This is a genomic window from Kitasatospora sp. NPDC054795 (assembly GCF_053611565.1).
Genome location: NZ_JBSHAP010000237.1, coordinates 1 through 6,336, shown reverse-complemented (window position 1 = coordinate 6,336; position 6,336 = coordinate 1). Strand labels below are relative to the sequence as shown.

Below are 6,336 nucleotides of genomic sequence, written 5' to 3'. Positions count from 1 at the left end.
CGAGGGGTCGCTGGAGCTGCCGGGCCTCACCGCGCAGCCCGAGTCCTTCGGGACCCCGCCCGCGAAGTTCGATCTCAACCTGACCTGTGTCGAGAGCCGGGACGGTTCCAACGGGCCCGCCGGTATCACGGCTGTTCTGCAGTTCGCGACCGATCTGTTCGATCGGGGGACCGCGGACCAACTGGCGGAGCGGTTGGTGCGGTTGCTGGGTGTGGTGGTCGGGGATCCGGAGGTTCCGGTGTCCGGGTGGGAGGTGTTCGATTCTCCCGAGCAGGAGCGGTACTTCCTGGAGCGGGCGGAGCGGGCGCGGGCCGGTGCGGCGGAGGAGGCCGGGGAGGGGCAGGGCGTGGTGCGGGGGCATCGTGGTCCCCGGACGGCGCAGGAGGAGATTCTGTGCGCGTTCTTCGCCGAGGTGCTCGATGTGCCGTCGGTGGGGATCGATGACAACTTCTTTGCTCTGGGCGGTCATTCGCTTCTCGCGACGCGGTTGATCAGCCGGATCCGTACGACGCTGAACGCCGAGCTGGGCATCCGTGATCTGTTCCGCAACCCGACCGTGGTCGGGGTCGTGGAGAAGTTGAAGGACGGTGGCCCGGCGCGTCCGGCGCTGGTGGCGGGCGTGCGGCCGGAGGTGCTGCCGCTGTCGTTCGCGCAGCAGCGGTTGTGGTTCCTGGACCAGCTCGAAGGCGCCTCCGCCACCTACAACAGCCCCTTCGCCTTCCGGCTGCACGGGGCGGTGGACGTGGAGGCTCTGCGCGGCGCGATCGGCGACGTCGTCGCCCGGCACGAGGCCCTGCGCACGGTCTACCCGACGGTCGGTGGTCAGCCCCGTCAGCTGATTCTGCCGGTCGGCGATGTCGAGGTCCCGTTCCGGGTGGAGCCGTGCACGGAGGAGGGGGTGGCGGAGCGGGTCTCGGCCGAGGCGTTCGCCACGTTCGACCTGGCCTCCGAACTCCCCCTGCGGGTCGCGCTGTTCGCGCTCGGTGGGGACGAGTCCGTCCTCGTGCTGACCTTGCACCACATCGCGAGTGACGGTTGGTCCTCCGGTCCGCTCTGGTCGGGTATCGCCTCGGCCTACCGGGCCCGGCTGGCCGGTTCCGCGCCGGTCTGGGAGCCGCTGGCGGTCCAGTACGCGGACTACGCACTGTGGCAGCACAACCAGCTCGGCGAGACCATGGACCAGCAGCTCGCCTTCTGGGCGGAGGCGCTGAAGGGCTCGCCGCAGGAGGTCGTTCTGCCCTTCGACCGCCCCCGCCCCGCCAGTGCCTCGCACGAGGGCGAGCTGCTGGAGTTCCACCTCGACGCCCAACTGCACGTCGAACTCGACGCGTTGGCGCGCCGCCACGGGGTCACTCTGTTCATGGTGCTGCACGCCGCGCTGGCGGCTCTGCTGTCGCGGCTGGGCGCCGGCACGGACATTCCGATCGGCACGGTCGTCGCCGGGCGTTCGGACCAGGCCCTGGACGACGTGATCGGGTTCTTCGTGAACACGCTGGTGCTGCGGACGGATGTGTCGGATGCCCCCACCTTCGGTGAGCTGCTGGGCCGGGTCCGCGACACCGACCTGGCGGCGTTCACCAACCAGGACCTGCCGTTCGAGCGGCTGGTGGAGGAGCTGAACCCGGTGCGTTCGCTGGGCCGGCACCCGCTGTTCCAGGTGCTCCTGGTCCTGCAGAACAACGACGAGGGCACCCTGCGGCTGCCGGGCCTCACCGCGCAGCCCGAGTCCTTCGGGACCCCGCCCGCCAAGTTCGACCTCAACCTGACCTGCGTCGAGAACCGGGACGGTTCCAACGGGCCCGCCGGCATCCTCGCCGTCCTGCACTACGCCACCGACCTCTTCGACCGCACCACCATGACCCTGCTGGCGGAGCGGTTGGTGCGGTTGCTGGGTGTGGTGGTCGGGGATCCGGAGGTTCCGGTGTCCGGGTGGGAGGTGTTCGATTCTCCCGAGCAGGAGCGGTACTTCCTGGAGCGGGCGGAGCGGGCGCGGGCCGGTGCGGCGGAGGAGGCCGGGGAGGGGCAGGGCGTGGTGCGGGGGCATCGTGGTCCCCGGACGGCGCAGGAGGAGATTCTGTGCGCGTTCTTCGCCGAGGTGCTCGATGTACCGTCGGTGGGGATCGATGACAACTTCTTTGCTCTGGGCGGTCATTCGCTTCTCGCGACGCGGTTGATCAGCCGGATCCGTACGACGCTGAACGCCGAGCTGGGCATCCGTGATCTGTTCCGCAACCCGACCGTCGTGGGCGTCGTGGAGAAGTTGAAGGACGGTGGCCCGGCGCGTCCGGCGCTGGTGGCGGGCGTGCGGCCGGAGGTGCTGCCGCTGTCGTTCGCGCAGCAGCGGCTGTGGTTCCTGGACCAGCTCGAAGGCGCCTCCGCCACCTACAACAGCCCCTTCGCCTTCCGGCTGCACGGTGCGGTGGACGTGGAGGCTCTGCGCGGCGCGATCGGCGACGTCGTCGCCCGGCACGAGGCCCTGCGCACGATCTATCCCGCGCACGACGGTCGGCCCTGCCAGCTGGTGCTGCCCGCAGACGCCGCCCAGGTCCCGTTCCGGGTCGAGCCGTGCACGGCGGACGGGGTCGCGGAGCGGATCTCGGCCGAGGCGTTCGCCACCTTCGACCTGGCCTCCGAACTCCCCCTGCGGGTCGCGCTGTTCACGCTCGGCGGGGACGAGTCCGTCCTCGTCCTGACCTTGCACCACATCGCGAGTGACGGTTGGTCCTCCGGTCCGCTCTGGTCGGGTATCGCCTCGGCCTACCGGGCCCGGCTGGCCGGGGTCACCCCGGAGTGGGAGCCGCTCACCGTTCAGTACGCCGACTACACCCTCTGGCAGCACAACCAGCTCGCCGAGACCATGGACCAGCAGCTCGCCTACTGGGCGGAGGCGCTGAAGGGCTCGCCGCAGGAGGTCGCTCTGCCCTTCGACCGCCCCCGCCCCGCCACCGCCTCGCACGAGGGGGAGCTGCTGGAGTTCCACGTCGACACCGAACTGCACGTCGAACTCGACGCGTTGGCGCGCCGCCACGGGGTCACTCTGTTCATGGTGCTGCACGCCGCGCTGGCGGCCCTGCTGTCGCGGCTGGGCGCCGGCACGGACATTCCGATCGGCACGGTCGTCGCCGGGCGTTCGGACCAGGCCCTGGACGAGCTGGTCGGGTTCTTCGTGAACACGCTGGTGCTGCGGACGGATGTGAAGGGTGAGCCGACCTTCGGTGAGCTGCTGGGCCGGGTCCGCGACACCGACCTGGCGGCGTTCACCAACCAGGACCTGCCGTTCGAGCGGCTGGTGGAGGAGCTGAACCCCGTCCGTTCCAGTTCCACGCACCCGCTGTTCCAGGTGATGCTGGTCCTGCAGAACAACGACGAGGGGTCGCTGGAGCTGCCGGGTCTCACCGCGCAGCCCGAGTCCTTCGGGACGCCGCCCGTCAAGTTCGATCTCAACCTGACCTGCGTCGAGAGCCGGGACGGTGCCAACGCGCCCGCCGGCATCCTCGCCGTCCTGCACTACGCCACCGACCTCTTCGACCACACCACCATGAGCGTGCTGGCGGACCGGCTGCTCCGGCTGCTGGCCGCCGTGGTCGCGGACCCGGACCGGCCGATCGAGGCGGTCGACGTCCTGAGCCCGGCCGAGCGCCGGCGGATCCTCGTGGAGTGGAACGACACCGAGCGCGTCCCGGCGGACACCCGACCGGTCCCGGAGATCTTCGAGGGGAGCGTCCGGCGGATGCCGGACGCGAACGCGCTCGTCTTCCAGGGCGAGGCCCTGACGTTCCGTGAGCTGAACGCGCGGGCGAACCGCCTGGCGCGGCTGCTGATCGACCGCGGGGTGGGGCCGGAGCAGACCGTGGCCGTCCTGCTCCCGCGGGGCACCGACCTGATCGTCTCGCTGCTGGCGATCCTGAAGGCCGGCGCCTGCTACGTCCCCGTCGACCCGGAGTACCCCGTCGAGCGGGTCACGTACATGCTGGACAACTGCGGGCCCGCCCTCGTGATCACCGGCCGGGAGACCGCCGCGCGGTTCGCGGGCCTCGCCGGGCGCGTGCCGCACCTGCTGGACCTGACGGAGCCCGCAGTCGGCGCCGAACTGGCCGGCCGGTCCGACACCGACGTGTCGGACGCCGATCGGCTCTCGCCGTTGCGCCCGGAGCACTCCGCGTACGCCATCTTCACCTCCGGGTCGACGGGGCAGCCGAAGGGTGTGCTCATCGAGCACCACTCGCTGGCCAACCTCGTCCACAGCCACCGGGAGGACGTCTATCGGGCCGACATCGCCTCCGCCGGCCGCCCCCTGCGCGCCGCCATGATCGGGGCGACGACCTTCGACGCCAGCTGGCTGCTGCTCTTCTGGCTGCTGGACGGCCACGAGCTGCACCTGGTGGACGACGAGACGCGCCGGACGCCGGAACTCCTGGTCGACTACATCGAGGCCGAGGGGATCGACTACATCGAGACGACCCCGACCTACTGCCGGCAGCTGATCGAGCTGGGCATGCTCTCCGCGGAGCGCTCCTCCCGCCCCCGGATCGTCGACGTCGGCGGCGAGGCGGTCGACGAGGCGCTCTGGGCGGACCTGCGGCGGGCCGGGGTCGCCGGCAACAACCAGTACGGTCCCACCGAGTGCACCGTGTACAGCACGAACGCCGTGATCGGCGCGTACGAGCGGCCGGTCATCGGCCGGCCGATCCGCAACACCCGGCTGTTCGTCCTGGACGACCGGCTGCGGGTGGTCCCGCCGGGTGTCCCCGGCGAGCTGTACATCGCGGGGGAGCTCCTGGCCCGCGGCTACCTGGGCCGGCCGGCCCTGACCGCCGAGCGCTTCGTGGCGAATCCGTTCGGGGCGCCGGGTGAGAGGATGTACCGCACCGGCGACCTCGTGCGGTGGCGGGCCGACGGTGCCCTGGAGTACGTGGGCCGGGCGGACGACCAGGTGAAGATCCGCGGCTTCCGGATCGAGCCGGGGGAGATCGCCGCGGTGCTGATGGCGCACGACGCGGTGGCGCAGGCCGCCGTGGTGGCGCGGGAGGACCGGCCGGGGGACCAGCGCCTGGTGGGCTATGTGGTGCCGGTCGCCGACCGGGAGGCCGACCCGGAGGAGCTGCGGCGCTTCGCCGCGGGGCGGCTGCCGCGCCACATGCTGCCGTCGGCGGTCGTGGTGCTGGAGGCGCTGCCGATGACGTCGCACGGCAAGCTCGACCAGCGGGCGCTGCCGGCCCCGGTCGCCGGTGCGGGCGGCGGCGGGCGGGCTCCGCGGTCGGCGCAGGAGGAGATCCTGTGCGCGGTGTTCGCCGAGGTCCTCGGGGTGCCGTCGGTGGGGATCGACGACGACTTCTTCCTCCTGGGCGGTCACTCGCTCCTCGCGGCCCGGCTGATCAGCCGGATCCGCACCGCCCTCGGCGCCGAGATCGGCATCCGGGACGTCTTCGACGCCCCCACCGCCGCCGCCCTCGCCGGACGGCTGGACGACGCGGGGCAGGGCGACGGCGCCCTCGCCACCCTGCTGCCGCTGCGCAGGAGCAGTGGGCCGGCGGCCCGGCCGCTCTTCTGCGTGCACCCCGCGGCCGGCATCAGCTGGGTCTACTCGGGACTGCTCCGCCACCTGGACGGCGACCGTGCCCTGTACGGTCTCCAGGCCCGCGGCCTGCTGGCCCCCGAGGCCGTCCCGGAGAGCCTCGACGCCATGGTCGACGACTACCTGGCACTGATCCGCTCCGTGCAGCCGCAGGGCCCGTACGCGCTGCTGGGGTGGTCGTTCGGCGGGGTCGTGGCCCATGAACTCGCCGTCCGGCTCCAGGAGGAGGGCGAGGAGATCGAGCTCCTCACCTTGATGGACGGCTTCCCGGCCGGTGGCACCGGGACCTCGGCCGGGTCGGCCGAGGCGCTGAGCGGCGAGGAGGCCGTGCGGGCGCTCCTGGAGTCGCTCGGCTACGACCCGGATTCCGCGGCGGCGGCGGACGGTCCGTTCGCGCTGCTCGACGACGCCACGCTGGAGGCCATGGCCAGGGTCTTCCTCGGGAACGTCGCGGTGCTGGACTCGTTCAAGTCCCGTACGTTCAGGGGCGATGTGCTCTTCTTCGAGGCGACCAGGGAGGAGCCGCTCCCCCCGGTGCGGCCCGAGGACTGGCAGCCCCACGTCACGGGCCGGATCGAGGTGCACCGGGTGACCGGGCGGCATGGTGAGATGACGAGGCCGGATCAGCTCGCCCAGATCGGCCCGGTCCTCGCCGCCCGCCTCGCGGGCGAGCGCGACGGGTCCTAGCTGCTGGATCGGCGGGCCGGGTGGCGGGGGGGCCACCGGGCGCGCCGCGGCGCGCCCGCACGTGCCGGGCGCGC

1 protein-coding gene is annotated in these 6,336 nt (G+C 72.1%); it reads left to right on the top strand.

Translation table 11 applies throughout. The features are described 5' to 3' along the window. Positions 1-196: 196 nt before the first annotated feature. On the top strand, positions 197-6,262 hold the full coding sequence (locus ACWGJO_RS40550; protein WP_452190817.1) for an amino acid adenylation domain-containing protein: 6,066 nt from the start codon (positions 197-199) through the stop codon (positions 6,260-6,262). The last annotated feature ends 74 nt before the right edge of the window (positions 6,263-6,336 follow it).